A 15,557-nucleotide genomic window follows, 5' to 3' on the forward strand; every position below is an offset into this window, starting at 1 on the left:
TCCATCCGCCGCAGACGACATGAGGTGCCCCTTCATGCCATCCCCCCGCACCCGGCCCGCCGCAGCGCTGGTCCTGGTCTCCGCCCTCGCCGCCGTGGGACTCGGCCCCGCCGCCGTCCCCGCGGCCGCGGCCACCGTCCCGGCGGGCGCCGGAAGCTACTCCGACACCCGCCCCGCCGGTACCTCGGGCCCCACCACCAACACCGGCGCCCCCGTCACCCCCAAGGTCACCGCCGCCGCCCAGGGCAAGCCCGTCCCCACCAACGACTGGTGGTCCTCCCTCGCCTTCCAGCGCTACGGGGACAACCCGTACTCCACCCCCATGTACGGCCACCCGCTCACCTACCAGGCCGTCTCCGGCGGCCTGGAGGTCGGCTACCCCACCAGCCCCGCGATCGTGGGCGACGGGCGCCAGTACGAGTTCGCCCACAAGCGCGACCTCACCCTCGGCCTCACCGGCCTGAACTCGCCCGACACCAAGGCCGACGCCTGGTCCGACTGGACCGTCACCCCCTACTGGTCCGACGGCGCCCGCACCCTGCGCGCCACCATCGGCCACGGCATGCCCTTCGTGTACGCCCGGGGCACCGGCGGCGACGCCCGGATCACCACCGCCACCGCGCCGGCCGTCTTCGCCGACCAGGGCAACGTCCTCGGCATCACCGTCGCCGGCCACCACTACGCCCTCTTCTCGCCGAGCGGCACCGACTGGAACGTCTCCGGCTCCACCATCACCGCGGGCCTCGGCGGCAAGGACTACTTCTCCGTCGCCGTCCTGCCCTCCACCGACGCGCTCGCCACCTACCGCAAATACGCCTACAGCTTCGTCACCGGCTCCGCGGTGAGCTGGAACTACGACGCCGGCACCGTCCGCGCCACCTACAGCCTCACCACCGAGGCCAGGGAGGGCACCGAGCGCGGCACCCTCCAGGCGCTCTACCGCCACCAGTGGCTGCACACCACCGACCCGCTGACCCCCTACACCTACGTCTCGCCCCGGGGCACGATGAAGGTCCGCGAGGGGACCTCCTTCACCACCGCCCAGAAGGCCGCCGCCACCCTCCCGGGCCTGCCCGGCAGCGGCGTCGACCCGGCCCGCCTGCGCGGCTACCTCAACGAGGTCGCGAACTCCTCCGACCCGTTCTCCGGAGCCGTCGACACGTACTGGACCGGCAAGGCCCTCGGCAAGCTCGCCCAGCTCGTGCCGCTCGCCGACCAGATGGGCGAGGGCGCGGTCCGCGACAAGCTCCTCGGCCTCATCAAGGGCCGCCTCCAGGAGTGGTTCACGGCCGGCGGCGCCACCGAGTTCTCGTACGACAGGGCCTGGAAGACCCTCACCGGCTACCCGGCCTCCTACGGCAGCGACACCGAGCTCAACGACCACCACTTCCACTACGGCTACTACGTGTACGCCGCCGCGATCGTCGCCCAGTACGACCCGAACTGGGCCGCCGACTCCGCCTGGGGGACCATGGTCAAGACCCTGGTCCGTGACACCGCCAACCCCAGCCGCACCGACAGCTCCTTCCCCTTCCTGCGCGGCTTCGACGTCTACGCCGGACACAGCTGGGCCAGCGGCCACCAGGGCTTCGCCGCCGGAAACAACCAGGAGTCGTCCTCCGAGTCGACCAACCTCAGCGCCGCCCTCGTCCTGTGGGGCGCGGCCACCGGCGACACCTCCCTGCGCGACCTCGGCACCTACCTCCTGACCACCGAGGGCGAGGCCATCGCCCAGTACTGGTTCGACGCCGACCAGCAGGTCTTCCCCGGTTCCTTCCAGCACGACACCGTCGGCATGGTCTGGGGCAGCGGCGGCGCCTACTCCACCTGGTGGACCGCCAACCCGGAGGAGATCCACGGCATCAACGTCCTGCCCGTGACCAGCGGCGGCTCGCTCCACCTCGGGGCCCGCAAGGACGCGATCCGGCGCAACATCGCAGAGATGGAGCGCGAGAACGGCGGCCCGGCCGTCGAGTGGCGCGACATCCTCTGGGAGTTCCAGTCCCTCGCCGACCCCGGCGCCGCCAAGGCCAAGTGGGACGCCGGGCACGCCGGATACACCCCGGAGGCCGGCGAGTCCAAGGCCCACACCTACCACTGGCTCACCGCGCTCGACACGCTCGGCGCCCCCGACGCCACCGTCACCGGATCGATCCCCACCTCCGCCGTCTTCACCAAGGGCACCACGCGCACCTACGTGGCCCACAACCACGGCTCGACCGCCCGCACGGTCACCTTCTCCGACGGCAAGTCCCTCTCCGTACCGGCCCGTTCCACCGCCTCCAGCAACGGCACGGCGGGCCCCGGACCCGACCCCGAGCCGGGCACCGGCAACACCTTCCAGCTCCGCACCGGCGGCACGCTCACCACGGCCACCGGCGCCGCGGCGGGCGCCGACACCCTCGCCTCGGCGCAGGGCGCCAACCACGACGGCACCCCGAACAAGCCGCTCGTCTACGTCGCCAAGAACGTCAACGGCACGCTCCGGGCCGGCGGTTCGACCGCCTTCCGGCTCCAGGTGGACGCCGGCACGTCGGTCGGCCTCGGCCAGCAGGCCCGGATCAGCTACGACCTCACCGGCGACGGCACCTTCGACCGCACGGAGACGTACCACTACTTCGCGACCGACCCGGTGACGGGCTGGGAGGAGTACGCCCAGTCCCGGGGCCTGAAGTCCGCCACCGGCACGCTCGGCAATCTGCGCGGCGGAACGGTCCGCCTGGAGGTCTGGAGCGCGATCGGCAACGGCGACGCGCGACTCCAGACCGGCACGGACCGGTCCGTGGTCGCCATCCCGTACGACTGACCCCGCAGGGGAGGGGGAAGGGACGGCGGGCCCGGGTGACACACCCGGGCCCGCCGCTCCGCGTACCGGGGATCAGGCGGAGGCGCGGCGGACCAGCGAGGTCGGGGTGACCACGGAGCCGGGGATCTCCGGCCCGGTCCCGTCCAGCAGCCGCATCAGCAGCTTCACCATCAGGCGGCCCATGCCCTCGATGTCCTGGTGCACGGTGGTCAGGGCCGGGGAGGTCCGGCCGACCACCGAGGCCATGTCGTCGAAGCCGACGACCGCCACGTCCTCCGGCACCCGCACCCCGCGCTCCCGCAGGGTGCGCAGCGCGCCCGACGCCATCAGGTCGTTGGCGACGAACACCCCGTCCACGTCCGGCCGCCGGTCGAGCAGCTCCGCCATGGCCCGCGCGCCGCTCTCCTCGGTGAAGTCGCCCGCGCACAGCAGCTCCGGGTCGGCGTCGAGGAGGACGTCCCGGTAGCCGTGCAGCCGGTCGATCGCCGAGGTCTGGTCGGCGGGGCCGGAGATGTGGGCGATGTTCCGGCGCCCGAGGTCCACCAGGTGCCGCACCGCCTCCCGGGCCCCGCCCCGGTTGTCGCAGTCCACGAAGGGCACGGCCGGATCGGTGCCGGGGGCGGGCCGCCCGCCGACGACCACCGGGATCCGCGCCCCCTCGATCACGGCCGGCAGGGCGTCGTCGCTGTGCAGCGAGAACGCGAGCGCGCCGTCGACGTGGCCCCCGCCGAGATAGCGGGCGATCCGCTCGTGGTCCCCCGGGCCCTCCACCCACAGCAGCACCAACTGGGCGTCGTGTGCCGTCAGTTCCCGGCTGATGCCGCGCACCTGCTGCTCGAAGAACGGGTCGGAGAAGATCCGGAACTCGGGCTCCGCGATGATCACGGCCACGGCGCCGTTGCGCCGGGTGACCAGGGTGCGGGCCGCGTGGTTGGGGACGTAACCGAGCTCCTCGACGGCCCTGCGCACCTTCTCGACCAGGGGGGCGCGCACGCCGGCGCCCCCGTTGACGACCCGGGAGGCCGTGGCGCGGGACACGCCGGCGCGCGCGGCGACGGCTTCCAGCGTGGGGCGGGACCCCGTGGTCTGCTCGGACAAGGCGGGCGCTCCTCGACTGCGTCGGCTGGGCGGTGTACCGGTCGGTCGTACGGGGGCGCGCAACGGATGCGGTGCGCGTTCTCGTCCGGTCCAGGATATCTGTAACCCCCACCTTCTGAGAGCGCTCCCAAAGGGAACTCGTCCCCGTGGACACCGCTCCCCGCAAACCCCGTTGCCCCTCTCCGGCGCTCCTCGCTACCGTCGGGGCCCTGGGGCGCCCGGCCGTGATCCGCCGGGCAGGCCCTGCGACGTGTGGCTCAGCAGCAGAGCGCCGGGCTCGGGACCCGGAGGGCGCGGGGGCGGAACCCGCCACGTCGGCTTATGGACACCCACGCTGACAAGCAGCCCCCGATGCCGTCCGCCCCCTACGCCGAAGGCCGGCTGGCCCGTGCCTTCGTCACCGCGCTCACCCACGCGGACCCCGCCACGCGCGCGCGTGCCGAGGAACGGGTCCGCGGCTGGCGCCAGGTGCTCGCCGGAATGGCCGCCGGCACGCTGCGGGTCGGCTCGCGCACCCCCGTCCGCGGCCTGCCCGCCTGGGTGACCCCGGAGGTGCTGCACGGCGGCTTCGCCACGGGCACCGCCCGGGCCGGCGGACCCCTCCTGCCGTACGAGGCCGAGGCGGCGCGGAGGGCCGGGGTCCCGGAGGACCGGGAGGCCCTCTTCGCCCACTGCCTCACCGAGGCGGGCCTCGCGGAGCTGTGGGCACTGCTCGACGGCACCCGCTACGAGGTCACCGTCCCCGAGGAGGCCGCGCTGCTCACGGTGGCCTGGCTGGTGCGCGCCGGGGAGACCGACGCGGCCCTCGAACTCGTCCGGGAGATACGCCCGTTCGCCGGCAGGCTGCGGTTCGCCCCGCGCCCGTCCGCGTCCCCGGCGCCCGCCACCGACGCCGTACACCGCCGCACCGTCGCGCAGGCCGGGGCCGCCCTCGCCCGCCGGGGCCCGAACGACGCCGTCGAGACCCAGCGCGAGGCGCTCCGCGTCTGGCGGCCCTTCGCCGACGACCTGCTCCGGCACTGGCTGGAGACGGCCGGCCCCGACCACCGGGTCCTCGACCGCGAGCCCGGCGACGGATGGCACGCGCGCGGCGCCGCCCTCCTCGACCGCTACCGGCTCCTGGCCCGCGAGCACACCCGCTGCCGCGGCCACCGCGACCCCGGGGGCAACCTCGGGATCCTGCGCGGAGCCCTGGAGGAGACCGCCGCCGGCCGCCCCCTCGACGCGCGGCGCCTCGGACTCCTGCGGCACGCCGTCGCCTCGATGGTGCGCAAGCGGGGCCTGCCCGGCTCGGAGCGGCACGCGGCGGTACGGAACGCCCAGGCGGCCCAGGCTGCGCTGCCCGCCCACCACGACCTCGCCCACCTCGTCGCCGACCGGCTGTCCGCCCTCCCGCAGGACGCCGGCGCCGCCGACCCGGACGCGCTCCTCGCCCCGGTTACCGGCGCCGAGGAGCGGCGCTCCGGCCTGCCCGCCGGGACGGCCGTGCCGCCCGCGGTCCGCCGCGTGGTCGAACGGGCGCGGAGCGCGCCCCTGCCCGCCCTGGTGGAGCTCGGCGTGATCCCCTCCGCCGAGGTGCTGGCCGAGCTGGTGCCCCAGCTCGTCGCCGCCGAGACGGCCGGGGCCTACCGGGACGCGCCGCTGCGCGCGCTCATGGCCGCGAACTACCGGGCGTTCCGCAACCGCCGCTCGCTGCTCCTGCTCGACCTGGAGCGGCAGGTCCGGCCCGAGGAACTGCCCTGGGTCCGCGCGGTGTCCGCACAGCACCGCTCCGACGCGCGCGTCCGCGACTCCGCCCGCGCGACGCTGCGGCACCTCGCCGAGGTCGCCGTGGACGGCTTCCCGGCCACCCTGCTGCCCAACCCGCTCGTCCGCGAACTCGCCGTGCTCGTACGCCGGACCGGTCTGGACGCGCCCCTGGTCGAGGAGCTGGCCGCCGACATCTTCACGGGCACCTTCAGCCCCAAGTTCGCGGCCGCGGCCGCCGTGGCGGGGGAACTGCTCGAAGGCTCGCTGTACGAGAGGTACTACGGCATCGACTACGCGGCCGTGTACGTCCTGTCCGAACAGGGCTCCCGACGACCGGCGTTCCGGGGGAGCGGCGCCCGGCACGCGCCGGACTTCGCCGCCCTCTGCCACGAGCGGGCCGGGGTACGCGCCTCCGGCGGCTTCGGGGGCGTGGCGGAGAACGGCGCGGTGATCGAGCAGGCCCAGATCCTCACCACCCACAACCTCGCCGTCCTGGTCCACCGCGTCGGCGTCGCGCCCGCCTCCGGCCGGGCGGAACTCGCCCTCCGCTGCTTCGCCGCGGTGTGCCGCCTGACGGACCGGGCCCGGCACGAGCGCCCGCTCGGCACGGTGAAGGACGCGGCGTACGCCTGGCGGCAGATGCTGTTCCACCTGTCGCTGTGCGACGCGGCGACGGCGGCCGGGGTACTGGCCCGGCTGCCGGAGGAGACCGCCCGTCACCCCGCCCCGGTGGCCGCCCGACTGGCGCCGGCCCTGGCGGGTCTCCGACTGGTCGCCGACGGCGGCTCCTTCGCGCCCGACGGCACGGCGGACGCCGGACGCGCCCGGCGCCTGACCGGATGGACCACGACGGGCGAGCACTGGCTGTGCGGGGATCGGGACCGCACCGTGGGGGACGCCCGCGCGTGACACGACACCGCCCCGCGTGCTCCTGGCACGCGGGGCGGTGTCGTACGCGTCGGCCGGTCAGCCCGCGGCCGGGGCCTCGACCCGGGCCGGGACCTCCGCCGCGGCCGTCCGGGCGGCCAGCGCCTTCTGGGCGAGGTAGCCGAAGACGACGGCGAACACCACCCACAGGACGACCTGGACGCCGAGCGAGGCCAGGCGGAACTCCCACAGCAGCTTGGCGGGGAAGCCCGCCTTGACCGCGTCGTCGTTCGCCGGAAGGACCGCGAAGGCGATGCCCGTCACGAGGACGAAGCCGAATCCGGCCGCCAGGCTCGCGTTCCAGTTGCCCAGTCGCGGCGCCAGACGGCGACCGAGGATCACCGCGGCGACGCCGAGCAGCACGCTGAGCAGGATCATCAGGAAGAACAGGGTGGTGCGCCTCCCGATGGTGTCGGGGTTTCCGACGGCCGGCGGGGTCGCCGGGTACTTCAGGAACGGCACCAGGTAGACGGTGGTGAAGGCCGCGGCCGCGGTCAGCGCCGCGGTGGCCCGCGGGCTGAACCGGCCGACGCGGCCGAGCGCGAACGAGAAGGCGAGCGCGGCGATGCCGCCCAGCGCCACCCCGTAGACCAGGACGCCGGTGGCCAGGCCGAAGGTGGACTGCGCGGAGCGGCTGACCACCTCCTCCTCTTCGGCCTCCGCGCCGCCGCCGTGTCCGGCGTGGGCGGCCTCCTGGGCGGCCTGGGCCTCCTCCACGGCGATGGAGCCGTCCACGGAGGGCTCGCCGCCCACGTAGGCCACGGCGAAGGCGAACAGACCGGCGATCAGACCCGCGAGCATGCCGCGGATCAGCAGGGTTCTCACGGTCGAGGCGTGCATGTGCTCGTCGCCTCTCAGTGGCAGGGGAAGCCGAGCAGGTGGCGCCCGTCGTGCACCCACTCGTGCACGTCGGAACCCGCGAAGAGGGAGGTGGCGCCCTGCTCCGCGCCCACGAAGTACAGCGCGATCAGTGCGAGAAGGCCGACGAAGAAGGCCCAGGGCAGCACGGCCCGCACGGGCAGCGGAGCCGGTACGGCCACGGGCGGGGTGGAAACGGCAGCGGAGACGGCAGCCTCGGCCATGATGAAACCTCCTGGGGGAACACGCGTCCCGAACGGTGGTGCAGGACGACGGTCCACGGGTCTGACTCGCCGCGCCCCCCTCGCCCGGGAGGCCTCGGCACACAGTGGCGCGACCGTGCCGGGTTCCCACCGGACTTCCGTCTCGCCGTCGTCACGCTGTTCAAATGTCGCCCGACCGTACCGCGTGACGTGGACATTGTTAAGAGCGTGAGGCCCGCATCACCTTCCGTGCGCCCCCGGCCGGAGCGCCCGTCCGCCGGCCCGTACGGAGGCCACCCCGCCGCCCCGGTACGGTACGGGCCGGCGGACGGGAACCGCGCCGCCCGCGCCGACCGAGAGGGAACCCCCGATGACAGTCCGGCTGACGCTCGTCCCGCCCGCCGCGAGCGAGGCGCTGCGCGAGGTCCGGTTCGACGCCGACGGCCCCCTCGACCCGGCGGGACTCGCCCGCGCCGAGGCCCTCGCGACCGCCTTCGGCCCCGCCCCGCGCGCGTACGCCTCGCCGTCCGCGCGGTGCCTCGGCACCGCGCGGGCCCTCGGCCTGCGGGCCGAGCCGGCGGCCGGCCTGGCGGGCTGCGACATGGGACGGTGGCGGGGGAGGACCCTGGACGACGTCGCCGCCACCGAGGAGGCCGGGCTCGCCGCCTGGCTGGCCGACCCGGAGGCCGCGCCGCACGGCGGGGAGTCCCTCCGAGACCTGCGCGTCCGGGTCGGCGCCTGGCTCGACGCCCTCCGGGAGAGCTCGGGGCGCGTCACGGCCGTCGCCGAACCCGACGTCGTACGGGCCGCGGCGGTCCACGCCCTCGGCGTGCCCGACGAGGCCGCCCGGCGCCTGGACGTGCGCCCCCTGACGGCGGTTCACCTCAGCGGGCGGAACGGGCGCTGGAACCTGCGGATCGGCGAACCGCTCACCGGATGACGGAAACGGGGAACGGAAACGGGGAGGGGGAGGACCATCCGGTGGCCCTCCCCCTCCCCGCCGTACACGCCTCAGACGGTCCGCTTCCACTCCCTCAACAGCAGATAGCCCAGGTACGCCCCTCCGACGGCCATCGTGTAGAGGCCGACCGGCAGGTCGTCGAAGAGCGGCAGCTGCTGGGCCGCGAGGTCCGCGAGGACCAGGAGCAGCGCGCCGAGCAGGGCCGACATGACCAGCTGCGGTCCGCCGCTCCGGGTGACCCGCTTGGCGATCTGCGGCGCCGTCAGGGAGATGAAGGCGATCGGACCGGCCACGCTGACCGCGCCCGCGGACAGGACGATCGACAGGACGACCGCGGCCGTCGCGGTGCGGTCCGGTCGGGCGCCCAGACCGGTGGAGAGGTCGTCGCCCATCTCGCCGATGGTCAGCGGCCGGGCGAGGAGCGCCGCGAACGGCAGGCAGACGAGCAGCACCGTCCAGATGACCGTCGCGTCGTCCCAGGAGCGGGCCGACAGACTGCCGTTGATGTACGCGGTCAGGGCGCTCGCCTTGTCGCGCTCGACGGCGTACACCACGTACTGGGTCAGGGCCGTCGACATCGCGGCCACGCCGATGCCCGCCACCACCAGGCGCCCCGGGTTGCGGAACCCGGTCCCGGTGGAGACGTACACGAGCCCCATGGCGGCGACCGCGCCGACCAGGGCGCCGACGGAGACCGGGACGACGTCGGGCAGGAAGAGCGCGGCGGCCGCGGCCCCCGCGCCGGACCCGGCGCTGAGCCCGATCACGTCGGGGCTGCCCAGCGGATTGCGGGTGACCGACTGGAACAGGGCCCCGGCCAGGCCGAGGGCCGCGCCGGTGGCGATGGCCACCACGAGCCGCGGGCCCCGCAGCCGGTTCAGGACGAAGGCGTTCTTGCCCGTCGCCTCGCCCATGAGCGCCGACGGCAGGTCGGCCAGGTCGATGCCCAGCCTGCCCATCGTGAGGGTCGCCACGCCCGCCCCCAGGAGCAGCAGCACCGACAGCACGGCGGCGATCAGGGAGGAGCGGCGCACGGGGATCGCGACCCGGGGGCCGACCCGTACGAGGACGCGCCCCGTCGGACGCGACGGCACCACGGCCGGGGTTCCGGTCCGGATCCCGGTCCGGTCGGCGGTCTTCATGACGCCCCCCTCATGCGGCGGACGGCGAAGAGCAGCGCCGGCGCGCCCACGAACGCGGTGACGACACCGACCATCAGCTCCTCGGGGCGCAGCAGGACCCGGCCGACGACGTCCGCGAGGAGCAGCAGCGTGGGGCCCGCGAGCGCGGTGAACAGGATCTGCATCCGGAAGTCCGCGCCCACCAGGGCCCGGACCAGGTGCGGGACGGCGAGCCCGACGAAGGCGATGGGGCCCACCGCCGCCGTGGCCGCCGCGCTGAGCAGCGTCGCGGCCAGCAGTCCCGCGCCCTTGACGCGGGCGGGGCTGATGCCGAGCGAGGCGGCCTTGTCGTCGCCCATGGCCATGGCGTTGAGGCCGGGCGCGAGCAGGAGGGCGAGGAGGAGCCCGGCCGCGGCGAACGGCAGCACGGCCCAGAGGGCGTCGAAACCGCGCCCGCCGAGCGAGCCCACCACCCAGTAGCGGTACGTGTCGAAGACCTTCGGCCGGGACAGCGCGACGGCCTGGATGAACGCGGCCAGGATCGCGGAGAGCACCGCGCCGGCGAGGACGAGCCGCACCGGGCTGCCGCCCCCGCCGGCCGTGCCGACGACGTGGACGAGGACGCCGGTCGCCAGGGCGCCGACCAGGGCCCACCAGATGGTCTCCCGCTGCCCGGACGCACCGAGGAACGCGGTGGCGGCGACGATGCTCGCCGACGCGCCCGCGTTGATGCCGAGGAGCCCCGGCTCGGCGAGCGGATTGCGGGTGATGCCCTGCATCAGCGTGCCGGCGATCCCGAGGCAGAGGCCCGCGAGCACGCCGAGGGCGGTGCGCGGGTAGCGGCTCTCGACGACGGTGCGGAGGTACTCGTCGCCGCCGCCGGTGACGACCCGCAGGACGTCGGACAGGGACGTCGGCTTGCTGCCGAACATCACGCTGGCGAGCAGCGCCACGGCCAGCAGGGCCAGGCACAGGACGGCGGATGCCAGGTACCGGGCGGGGCCCCGCCGTACGACGGCGGGGCCCTGGGCGGTCCGGGAGAGTGTGGTCACGCCGGAGTCCGTCGTTACTTCCCGGCCTTGGCGACGGCCTTGTCGATCATCGGCAGGTAGCGCTCGATGCTGTACGGCACCGTCAGCGGGTTGATCATCGAGGAGGCGGTGACGAACGGGGTGTCGTGGCTGTAGACGAGCGCGTTCTTCTTCACGGCGGGGATGGCCGCGTACAGCGGCTGGGCCTCGACCGTCTTGCGGGACTTCTCGTCCATGTAGAAGGTGAAGGCGATGTCGCTGTTCGCCAGCTTGTTGGCGTTCTCCAGGCCGATCAGGGCGGAGTCGGTGCCCTCGGTCTCCTTGAAGGTGTTCACCACCGGGTCGACCTTGAGGCCGAGCTTGGAGACCATCGCGACGCGCTGCTCCTCGGGCTTGAAGACGCCGAGGGTGCCGGGGCCGGTGTTGTAGATGTACGAGAACGTGACGTTCTTGTAGTTGGGGCGGGAGGCGGCGGCGTCGGCGAGCTGCTTTTCGATCTTCGCCTCCAGCTCCTTCGCCTTCTCCGGCTGGCCGAGCGCCTTGGCGATGATCTCGATCTGCTGGTCCCAGTTGGTGCTCCACGCCTGCTCGGGGTAGGCGACGGTCGGCGCGATGTCCTTGAGGACGTCGTACTGCTTCTGCGTGATGCCGGACCAGGGGGCCAGGATGACGTCGGGCTCCAGCTCGGTGATGGCCTCGATGTCGAGCTCCTCGCCGCCCTTGAACTGCTTGGGGAGCGTGGCGCCGGACTTGGTCACGGCCTCGTGGATCCAGGGGAGGTAGCCGGTCTTGTCGCTGCCCCAGGGGTACTCCTCGATGCCGACCGGGACGTTGCCGAGGGCGATCGCGGTCTCCGCGGAGCCCTGGCCGAGGGTGACGACGCGCTTGGGCTTCTCCTTGATGACCGCCTCGCCGAGGGCGCTCTTGAGGGTGACGGGGAAAGCGCCCGCCGGAGCCTTGGACGCCGAACCGGCCGCGTCGTCCTTTTTCTCGTCCGAGCCGCACCCGGTCACCATGAGACCGAGCGAGACCGCGGCGGCCCCCGCCACGAGGACGCGGCGGCGAAGGGGGGTGAACACAGAAGGCATGACGGTTCCTTGTCTCCGGGCAGAGGTGTGCGGGCGCCAGGCCGCGCCCCTCCGGAGATGATCACGGAGAGGCGCGGGCCATCGCGAGCGCTTATTAGGTGAGCCTAACCTATTCGCTCGCCCGCTCGAACACCAGGGGGTGGCGGACCGGACGGAAGATCCGGAGAAGGAGGCGGGCAGGGGCGCCGGACGGCGGACGGAGGTCGTCCGGGGCGCGTTCGGGGCGCACACGAACGGGGTAGCCGCCCGTGTGGCGGGGGCCCCCGCGGCGCGGTCCCCTGGAGGATGCAGGAGTTCACGTGCCGGAAGGACGAAAGGCTCACAGGATGATCGCACCGGATCGTCGGCGGACCGACGGGCGGCCGGACCCCCCGCCGGCCCGGACCGGGGCGGACGGGCGATGAGCCCGGCGAGGGCCCTCGACCCCAAGCTGTTCGACGCGACCGTGGCGGCGGTCGCCCTCTTCGCGGGACCCGAGCACCTGCTGATCTACGTCAACGCCGCGTACAAGAGGATGCTCGGCGCCCGCCCCCTCCGCAGGCCCGCCCGGGAGGCCTACCCGGAACCGGCCGCCGAGCGGTTCCTCTCCGTCCTGGACGACGTCCTCGCCACCGGACGCCCCCGCCAGCTCACCGACTCCCTGCTCCCCGCCCCCGACGGCCCGGACGAGGTCCGCCACTTCGTCTCCTCCTGCACCCCCGTCGCCACCCCGCTCGGCGACGGGGTCCTGGTCGTGACCCTGGAGACCACCGCCGAGACCCGCGCGCTCCAGCGCTTCGAGGCCCTGGTGACGGCCGTCTCCCAGATGGTGTGGGTGGTGCGCGCGGACGGACGCGTCGAGGAGATCGTCCCCGGCTGGGAGAAGCTGACCGGCACCCCCCTGCCCGACCGGGAGGGCCAGGAGATGTACGACCACATCCACCCCCGGGACCGGCAGGCGCTCGTCGACGCCTGGCACCGGGCGCTCGCCCGGCGTCCCCCCGAGATCTACCAGAACACCTTCCGGCTCCGCACGGCCGACGGCTCCTACCGCCACATGACCACCCGCTGCGTCCCCATCGTGCGGGACGGACACGCCGAGGAGTGGATCGCCGCCACCGTCGACGTCGAGGACACCTGGAACGCGGAACTGCGCGAACACCTCCTCGCCCGGGTGGCGCAGACGTCGGGCGGCAGCCTGGACACGGCGTTCGCCACGGTGGTGGAGTCGGTCGTCCCCGAGCTCGCCGACGCCTGCGTGATCCTGCTCCTCACCCACGAGGAGTGGCCGCTGCCGGAGCACGCGACGGTCACGGCCCGGCGGGTCGCCTCCGCCACCCGCCCCGGACTCCCGCCCGCGCCCGCGCCGATGGGACAGACCGTCACGGTCACCCCGGTCATGCGGGAGGTGCTGGAGAGCCGCGAACCGCGGACGTTCCGGCTGCCCCCGGACGGCCGGGTCCCCTCCGGCCTCGTGCCGGAGGTCACCGAGCGGTGGCTCACGGCGTCCGGGGCCACGAGCATGACCCTCCTCCCCCTGGTCGTCGACGACATCGTCCTCGGCTACGCCACCACCGCCACCAGCGGGGACACCCCCGTCCCCGAGCCCGCCGACGTCGAGCTGCTGCGCGAGGTCCTGCACCACGCGCAGCGGCCCATCCGCAAGGTCCTCGACCTCCAGCAGGCCCGCCGCACCGCGCTCCGCCTCCAGCGCGCCCAGCTCACCCGTCCGCCCGCGGTGCCCGGCGCGCGCCTGGCCGCCCGCTACCAGCCGGCCAGCCCGGCCAACGAGATCGGCGGCGACTGGTACGACGCCATCGCGCTCCCCGACGGCACCCTCGTCCTCGACATCGGGGACGTCGCGGGCCACGACCTCGGCGCCGCCACCGTCATGGGCCAGATGCGCAGCATGCTCCGCGCCCTCGCCTGGAACAAGGGCGCCGCGTGCACGCCCGCGGCCGTCCTCGCCATGCTCGACGACGCCGCCGAAGGGCTCGACGTCGGCTCCTTCACCACCGTCGTCCACACCCATCTGCGCCGGCGCCCCGACGGCACCTGGCGGATGACCTGGTCCAACGCCGGGCACCCGCCGCCCCTGCTGATCCCCGCGCGGGGCGAGCCCGGCTTCCTCGACGGCGGCGGCGAGGACCCGCCGCTCGGTGTCGCCCCGGCGCTCTCCCGGACCACCCACACGCACGCCCTCGCCCCCGGCGACACCCTCCTGCAGTACACCGACGGGCTCATCGAGACCCCCGGCACCTCCCTCGACACCGGCCAGCGGCGCCTTCTGGAGGCGGCCGCGCTCCACCGCGCCGAGGAGCTGCCCGAGCTGCTCCGCCTCCTCCAGGACCTCTCCGACCACCGCGACGACACCGCCATGATCGCCTTCCGCGCGGAACCGGCCGACTGACGCCGCCGAAACGCCTCCGCCATGCCCTCCGATCTGCGAAGGATCGATTCTGCCCGGGGGTGCGAGTCACCCGAATGCCGCGTTCCCCTCCGAGGGAAGGTGTCGTTGAGGGGATGTGTCATCAGCAGTGCCCTTTTTATTCGAATGTGATGACCTTCGCCGTGTGCCACAGGAGGAACGTATGTACGAAGGAACCATTCCTCTCGAGGACTTCCTCGACACGATGAACCGTTTGCAGGCCGATTTCGAGCGGCGCCTCGGCGGCATCGAGCGCGATGTCCCGCCGAAGTCCCCGCACCCCGCACGCGCGCAGGAGACGGCGGCCTTCCCGTCCCCCTCCTGGCGCTCCGACGAGCTTTCCCGGCCCCTCGGCATCGAGGCCATCTGGACCGACGCCCGCCGGAGGACGGGAGAGCGCCCCTTCCTCGACTGACGACAGCCCGGGAAGAAACGTTCACCCTCCTGCCGTCCGCCCCTACGGGAACGGCGGGCGGCGGGAGGTCAGGACGGCGCGCCCCAGGCCTTCGTCAGACCGTCCAGCCACGCGGGCGGCAGCTCGGCGGCGTCCCACTCCTCGTACAGGGCGGAGGGCGCCGCCGCGAGCCGCTCCAGGACGGCGACGCTGGTGGGGGAGTGGACGAGGGTGTAGCGGCCGTGGATCGCGATGGCACTGCCCGGCCCGTACTCCGCGTACAGGCGCTCCAGCCGCTCCCGGTGGGTCGTGGCGAACTCCGCCAACCGCCCCGCGTACCGAGAGCGCTGACGGGAGCTCATCGTGCGCAGGACGGCGCCGAGCACCTGCTCGGTGACCTCCGGGTCCAGGTCGGAGACGTCGGTGAACGAGAGGTAGATCGGGGTGACCGCCACCTTGGTCCGCTCCATCTCCGTGCGCCCCACGGGAGGGCGGTCGTCGGGGGAGTCGGCCGTGGGGTCGCCGGCGAGGACCTGCCGCAGGGACCGCTCGGCGACCCCGCCCAGCTCGTCGGCCACGGCACGGGCACCGTCGAGCCAACCGGCCGCGTACTCCCCGCCCTTGCCGTCCGGGGCGCTCCGGCCGGTCCCGCCGATCTCCTCGTACGCGAGGGCCAGGGCGCCCGCCTCGACGAACCCGATCAGCTCCTCCGCGTCGCCGGACCAGACGCCGGCCCGGGCGAGGAGCTGGAGCAGCGTCCTCTTCGCGTTGAGCACGCTGGCCGCGTCGAGCCGCTGCCGTCCCTCTTCGGCGGTGGTCATGGAGTCCTCCTCGTCGTACGGGCGGCACGGTGCGGGTGCGCGGAACGCTCCGTTCGAGCCTACGCAACACCCGTTGCCCCGACGACGCTTCCC

At 74.1% G+C, this 15,557-nt stretch carries 12 protein-coding genes and 1 tRNA gene; 6 read left to right on the forward strand and 7 right to left on the reverse strand.

What is annotated here, in order from left to right; genetic code table 11:
• The first annotated feature begins 34 nt into the window (after window positions 1–34).
• Window positions 35–2,806 carry a glycosyl hydrolase gene (locus tag CP977_RS31755; RefSeq protein ID WP_152371305.1) on the forward strand — a complete coding sequence of 924 codons (2,772 nt, stop codon included), beginning with the start codon at window positions 35–37 and terminating at the stop codon, window positions 2,804–2,806.
• A gap of 72 nt (window positions 2,807–2,878) precedes the next feature.
• On the opposite strand, the gene CP977_RS31760 is transcribed toward CP977_RS31755, so the two are convergent.
• Complete coding sequence (locus CP977_RS31760; protein WP_152371306.1) at window positions 2,879–3,904, reverse strand: LacI family DNA-binding transcriptional regulator; 1,026 nt, start codon at window positions 3,902–3,904, stop codon at window positions 2,879–2,881.
• A 246-nt stretch (window positions 3,905–4,150) separates the two neighbouring features.
• Here CP977_RS31760 and CP977_RS31765 point away from each other — a divergent pair.
• Window positions 4,151–4,222: transfer RNA gene (locus CP977_RS31765), tRNA-Pro, on the forward strand.
• Window positions 4,223–4,225: 3 nt separating this feature from the next.
• The gene (locus tag CP977_RS31770; protein WP_152371307.1) at window positions 4,226–6,562 is read left to right on the forward strand and encodes a hypothetical protein; all 2,337 of its coding nucleotides are present in this window, start codon (window positions 4,226–4,228) and stop codon (window positions 6,560–6,562) included.
• A gap of 57 nt (window positions 6,563–6,619) precedes the next feature.
• Here CP977_RS31770 and CP977_RS31775 read toward each other — a convergent pair whose 3' ends face one another.
• Both CP977_RS31775 and CP977_RS31780 read right to left on the reverse strand, forming a co-directional pair.
• A complete protein-coding gene (locus CP977_RS31775; protein ID WP_062759979.1) occupies window positions 6,620–7,420 on the reverse strand; it encodes a CbtA family protein in 801 nt (266 codons plus the stop codon).
• Between the two features lie 14 nt (window positions 7,421–7,434).
• Window positions 7,435–7,662, reverse strand: coding sequence for a CbtB domain-containing protein (locus CP977_RS31780; protein ID WP_062759980.1), 228 nt, complete (start codon window positions 7,660–7,662; stop codon window positions 7,435–7,437).
• A gap of 349 nt (window positions 7,663–8,011) precedes the next feature.
• On the opposite strand from CP977_RS31780, the gene CP977_RS31785 reads away from it, so the two are divergent.
• Window positions 8,012–8,581, forward strand: coding sequence for a histidine phosphatase family protein (locus CP977_RS31785; RefSeq protein WP_152371308.1), 570 nt, complete (start codon window positions 8,012–8,014; stop codon window positions 8,579–8,581).
• Window positions 8,582–8,652: 71 nt separating this feature from the next.
• On the opposite strand, the gene CP977_RS31790 is transcribed toward CP977_RS31785, so the two are convergent.
• From CP977_RS31790 to CP977_RS31800, 3 genes are read right to left on the reverse strand one after another with little or no spacing between them, the layout of a single operon-like run.
• Window positions 8,653–9,744, reverse strand: coding sequence for a FecCD family ABC transporter permease (locus tag CP977_RS31790; RefSeq protein WP_152371309.1), 1,092 nt, complete (start codon window positions 9,742–9,744; stop codon window positions 8,653–8,655).
• On the reverse strand, window positions 9,741–10,775 hold the full coding sequence (locus tag CP977_RS31795) for a FecCD family ABC transporter permease (RefSeq protein WP_062759983.1): 1,035 nt from the start codon (window positions 10,773–10,775) through the stop codon (window positions 9,741–9,743). Before CP977_RS31795 ends, CP977_RS31790 begins: the two co-directional genes overlap by 4 nt.
• A 14-nt stretch (window positions 10,776–10,789) precedes the next feature.
• Window positions 10,790–11,842, reverse strand: coding sequence for an iron-siderophore ABC transporter substrate-binding protein (locus tag CP977_RS31800; protein WP_062759984.1), 1,053 nt, complete (start codon window positions 11,840–11,842; stop codon window positions 10,790–10,792).
• A gap of 400 nt (window positions 11,843–12,242) precedes the next feature.
• Here CP977_RS31800 and CP977_RS31805 point away from each other — a divergent pair, with 400 nt between their 5' ends.
• Window positions 12,243–14,231: a SpoIIE family protein phosphatase gene (locus tag CP977_RS31805; RefSeq protein ID WP_062759985.1), complete on the forward strand. Its 1,989-nt coding sequence runs from the start codon at window positions 12,243–12,245 to the stop codon at window positions 14,229–14,231.
• A gap of 223 nt (window positions 14,232–14,454) precedes the next feature.
• Window positions 14,455–14,664 carry a hypothetical protein gene (locus CP977_RS31810; protein WP_167538850.1) on the forward strand — a complete coding sequence of 70 codons (210 nt, stop codon included), beginning with the start codon at window positions 14,455–14,457 and terminating at the stop codon, window positions 14,662–14,664.
• 68 nt (window positions 14,665–14,732) lie between these two features.
• On the opposite strand, the gene CP977_RS31815 is transcribed toward CP977_RS31810, so the two are convergent.
• On the reverse strand, window positions 14,733–15,464 hold the full coding sequence (locus CP977_RS31815; protein WP_062759986.1) for a hypothetical protein: 732 nt from the start codon (window positions 15,462–15,464) through the stop codon (window positions 14,733–14,735).
• Window positions 15,465–15,557: the final 93 nt, after the last annotated feature.

It is taken from the genome of Streptomyces cinereoruber, from assembly GCF_009299385.1.
In the GTDB taxonomy this organism is placed as follows: domain Bacteria; phylum Actinomycetota; class Actinomycetes; order Streptomycetales; family Streptomycetaceae; genus Streptomyces; species Streptomyces bikiniensis.

Coding starts and splice junctions, on each gene's coding strand:
- CP977_RS31755 (WP_152371305.1), top strand. CDS start 35: ATGCCATCCCCCCGCACCCGGCCCGCCGCAGCGCTGGTCCTGGTCTCC.
- CP977_RS31770 (WP_152371307.1), top strand. CDS start 4,226: ATGGACACCCACGCTGACAAGCAGCCCCCGATGCCGTCCGCCCCCTAC.
- CP977_RS31775 (WP_062759979.1), bottom strand. CDS start 7,420: ATGCACGCCTCGACCGTGAGAACCCTGCTGATCCGCGGCATGCTCGCG.
- CP977_RS31780 (WP_062759980.1), bottom strand. CDS start 7,662: ATGGCCGAGGCTGCCGTCTCCGCTGCCGTTTCCACCCCGCCCGTGGCC.
- CP977_RS31785 (WP_152371308.1), top strand. CDS start 8,012: ATGACAGTCCGGCTGACGCTCGTCCCGCCCGCCGCGAGCGAGGCGCTG.
- CP977_RS31790 (WP_152371309.1), bottom strand. CDS start 9,744: ATGAAGACCGCCGACCGGACCGGGATCCGGACCGGAACCCCGGCCGTG.
- CP977_RS31800 (WP_062759984.1), bottom strand. CDS start 11,842: ATGCCTTCTGTGTTCACCCCCCTTCGCCGCCGCGTCCTCGTGGCGGGG.
- CP977_RS31805 (WP_062759985.1), top strand. CDS start 12,243: ATGAGCCCGGCGAGGGCCCTCGACCCCAAGCTGTTCGACGCGACCGTG.
- CP977_RS31810 (WP_167538850.1), top strand. CDS start 14,455: ATGAACCGTTTGCAGGCCGATTTCGAGCGGCGCCTCGGCGGCATCGAG.
- CP977_RS31815 (WP_062759986.1), bottom strand. CDS start 15,464: ATGACCACCGCCGAAGAGGGACGGCAGCGGCTCGACGCGGCCAGCGTG.